Below are 4,392 nucleotides of genomic sequence, written 5' to 3' on the forward strand. Positions count from 1 at the left end.
GATTCAATGGTAGCGTACTTGAATCAATAATCTTAAGGGGCATTGTCACTTTTCGTTGATGATTAAAATCCGATTTTTTTAGATATCGGCAACTAACTTAAGAAAAAGAGATCTAAAAAATTCCGTGGAATTTTATTTAATCGACGCCCTAATTGCGAAAAGCTAATTGATCCAAGATCCGTTTCTTTTTGAAGATTCTCAGAAAATAAAGGGTCACTTAAAGCACGCAAACTCTCTGTTTCGTTTAATTGCGCATAAAATAGTAATTTCAAAAAGCGTTTTGTATATAGCTTTTTGACATAATGGTCTAATTGATAGTTGTTTCGATAGTGTGCGATATTTTGTGTGAACGACCTTAGACTTGTTTTTGAGCATGGAAAAAGGAAGCCTCTTTTAGTAGAATAGAGTTACCAAACAACATTCACAGAAAAGAGGACTTCCTATGAACCATCTTACTACAGATTTAGCTCAAGCTCTAGTTGAAAATCGTGATATTAAAGAATTTTTTCGTGAACATTTAGAACACGCTGTTAATCAATTGCTTCGAAATGAACTAACATGTTTCCTCGATTATGAGCCTTATGATGCCAAAAGCATCAACTCAGGTAATTCTCGAAATGGCTATTACTCACGCAAATTTAATACGGAGTTTGGTGAATTGTCTATTCAAGTTCCTCGTGATAGTGATGGTTTCTTTGAACAACAGACCGTTGCTCCCTATAAACGTAATAGTGAATCGCTCGAAGAAGTTGTGATCCATCTGTATAAAAAAGGGGGGACAACATCAGAAATCGCTGATCTCATGGAGAAAATGTATGGACATCACTATTCTAAACAAACCATTTCTAACTTCACTAAGATCGTTGAAGCTGATATTGAAGCTTATAAATATAGCCCTCTAAACAAGCGATATGTCTGCGTTTATTTAGATGCAACGCACACGCCACTTCGTCGTAAAACCGTTGCCAAAGAAGCTGTTTATATCGCGATTGGCATTGATGAAGATGGGCACAAAGAAGTCCTAGACTTTACAATTGCGCCGACAGAGTCCGCTATGGTATGAGAAGAGTTGATTCAAGGTCTAAAAGCACGTGGTCTTGAAAACGTCTTATTATTCATTTCTGATGGTCTTTCAGGCATGACAGACGCGATTCATCGCGTCTATCCTTACGCCAAACATCAAACATGTCTTGTACACATTGTCCGCAATATTAATGGGAAAGCGCGTATCAGTGATCGCGAAGAGATTGCCGATGACTTCAAGAATATCCATCAAGCGACGGATCTTGAAAGTGCACAAGAGGCTCTCGAAGTCTTTGAAAAGAAATGGCGCCCATCATATAAAAAACTCATCGATAAGATTGTTCAAAACAAACAACTTATCGTCTTTTTGGATTTTCCAGAGTGCATTCAACGCAGTCTTTACTCAACCAATTTGATTGAGGGATTCAACGCTCAAATCAAGCGGTATACAAAGAGAAAAGAGCAATTTCCAAACGAGGAATCCTTAGAACGTTTTCTCGTCTCAATCTTCTTAGATTATAATCAAAAATTTCCGATGCGTTGTCATCGCGGCTTTAAAAAAGCTAAACCAGAAATTATAGAGATGTTCGAAGAACAGCTAGCGAAACAACAAAGTACGCCATCCTTGACTGTGTGACGTGTGACTTTATGAAGAATAATAGGCGGATGGTATAACGATACAAGTGTTTCTAAGCAAGGGGCGGGACCCCGAACCCATCCCCTGAATCACTAAGAAACAGTCACACAATCAAGGACAAGCAGCTGCGCTGTGGCTGAGCGTTCATATATATTTCTAAATTTATACAGTAACTCTGGAACTACAATATAGAGGTTTACACAAAATTCTTGACACTACCAATTAAAGAGTTATATTAAGGATATATTAGATCAAATTAGCACTGGTGTTTATGATGTTTCAATTCCATGAAGTAGATAGATGCATACAAAAAACCCCAGCAGAAGCATCCTACTGGGATTTTGTTTGGAATCTCAATCAAAAATAAAAGAATAACTTTAAAAGTGTCACTTCAGAAATTTATTGGATCTCCAAATAATCAATGAAAGCATCCCATGTTCCGTCATCGGCTGTTACAACAAGTTCGATCGTTTGATTTCCAGTTCCATGGCTAACATTGTCTATTGTATATACCGCAGGATAGCTTCCACCGAAATAAAAGGTTCCCTTATTTTGCCCACCGATTATTAAGTCGACTCTAGCCATCTCTGAATTATCTGAAGCACCACGTAGTGAAAAACTATGAGTGTTGTTCGCGAAATATTGTGTGTAGCTCACAGAATCATTATTAGCATATAAAGCAACTCCATTAAACGGCGAGCTAATATTCCCTGTGTACTGGCCGCCTTTGGTCATATCCTCAGTTTCCACTTTCGTAGTGCTGCCATCGGAGCCGCTGTCCCCGCCGGAGCTACCACCGATAGTAAATGTGTTACTATACACATCAGCACTTCCACTACTTTGATAGCCCTCTACAGTAAGTGCGACTTCATACATGTTACCCATTTGCATACCTAAATTTTCCCATGCTTTAAAGTGTTCGCTAACAGATATAGTTCCGCTCGTGCGCTTTGATGTTCGAACACTCCAATACTGTTTAAAAGTTGCAGTTCCTTTGATAGAAGGTTGGTTAGTTCGTGTTGTCTCATATATGTCATATGTGCCACCGTCAACATTAATGGTACCTTTGTGTGTTCCTGTCGGTCGATAGCTGCCCCAGCTATCAACTATATAAAATTCTACGAGTGGGTCAACTGCCCATCCATAGACAGTTAAATACGAATTGCCGTTTGGCTGGTAGTTCGCCCCGTAGTTTATTGACATATTACCAATTTGTTGGTGCGTCTGTGTCTCATCAAATTTTTTCCCTTTACGGAATAAAATGTTATTAACATTACTCCACTCAGCACTGAAGGTACCACCACTATTTAGAGTCATGATTCCGGAACCACCGCTATCCTTCCAATATTCATAGTCGTATCCGCCATGTGTACCAGTTTCATTACTAGTGACTGCCGCATGTACAATTACTGTAGGTAATATAAGTGCGAAACAAAATACAATTGCTAAAAAGAACATCTTTCTTTTTTGTATCAATTTCAATTTGCAATTCCTCCTTTTTTGGTATAACTAAATTAAAAATCTCCTGAGTTTCTGTATGGCCTTTGTTAGGTCATCTTTTTATTTTTATTCCAACCTAATTACACCTCCATTATAAAATTTATGCTCATTACAAATTATTTATCACCTTTTTCTTGTATGACTTTCACCCGTGAATTTTGAATTTAGTTCAACAAGAACATATCTTCTGCAGTTAGAAGGATTTAGTTTTGAGAGTGTTTATACTATAGCCAGATATATGATAAAAAATATAATGATTATTTAGAGAAGTAACCTTATTAGTTATTCTCTTTTCGTAATCATGCGCACTAACAGGGCAAGGACTTCAAGGGATGCGAGATACAAGTAATTACTGATGCTGAGGTTTGCCACAAGATAAAGCAGGTCTGGAGATTGCAATCGGAGTAGGAACAGATGCTACGACGGAAATAACAGATGTTTTTACTAGTAAAAAGTAATCCGAACGATGTGGGGTGAATACATGTCGGTTATCCGAAGTACAATAATAATTTGTTAAATAATTATATTCTTTAGATCGTTGTATATGCATTGCCATTTAAATAGAAGAGAAAAGTTTAAATATTTTACACGAATTTTACACAGTTAAAGTCATAAAACCTATTTAATAAGGCGTTCTGACTTCAACTCGACCCCGACCACCGGTATCAATTATAAGGCTATTATAGCGATGTCCTAGTAAGTTAATCCACATCGGAATTCCGCATTTTGCGCTATATGTAACGTATAATATTCGTGCATCCATGCGAACAGCCTAAGTGTCCCTATCTTTCCTAAACTAACGGAAGGGGAGGGGGTGTGAACTAGACGTTATAGATAAGCTGTTAAATATTGAAATATTACGTTAGATAATACTATGACGATATTTATTAGCGGGGCTCTTTTATATATGTTGGGTTACTAGTGTCGCATAAAAAATTTCAGACTGTTTTAACTATATTCGTAATATTCTGAAATTATATTTTTCTATTAAAAAATCCTTTATAATGGTTGGGGGGAGTAAACCAATCCAAATCCAAAATAAAGGACAAACACATGGATAAGTTTACTGGAAAAAAATCATTTGAACAATGGTTTTCGCAAATTTCTTCAGATTTTTTAGATCTCTTTTTCTTAAGTTAGTTGCCGATATCCAAAAAAATCGGATTTTAATCATCAACGAAAAGTGACAATGCCCCTTAAGATTATTGATTCAAGTACGCTACCATTGAATA

2 protein-coding genes and 2 pseudogenes are annotated in these 4,392 nt (G+C 36.9%); 2 read left to right on the top strand and 2 right to left on the bottom strand.

What is annotated here, in order from left to right; genetic code table 11:
• Window positions 1-92: 92 nt before the first annotated feature.
• Entirely contained in the window at window positions 93-272 is a 180-nt protein-coding gene (locus BM390_RS15900; RefSeq protein WP_439895613.1) for a hypothetical protein, read from the bottom strand.
• Between the two features lie 170 nt (window positions 273-442).
• Between BM390_RS15900 and BM390_RS15070 the strand changes: the two are divergent.
• Window positions 443-1,660, top strand: a pseudogene (locus tag BM390_RS15070) (IS256 family transposase).
• 399 nt (window positions 1,661-2,059) lie between these two features.
• Here the strand turns inward: BM390_RS15070 and BM390_RS15075 are convergent.
• Complete coding sequence (locus tag BM390_RS15075) at window positions 2,060-3,136, bottom strand: glycoside hydrolase family 11 protein (RefSeq protein ID WP_062323915.1); 1,077 nt, start codon at window positions 3,134-3,136, stop codon at window positions 2,060-2,062.
• 1,139 nt (window positions 3,137-4,275) lie between these two features.
• Between BM390_RS15075 and BM390_RS15905 the strand changes: the two are divergent.
• Window positions 4,276-4,392: pseudogene (locus BM390_RS15905) on the top strand (IS4 family transposase); the annotation flags it as partial.

The sequence above is a fragment of the Halolactibacillus miurensis genome, from assembly GCF_900116255.1.
GTDB lineage: Bacteria > Bacillota > Bacilli > Bacillales > Amphibacillaceae > Halolactibacillus > Halolactibacillus miurensis.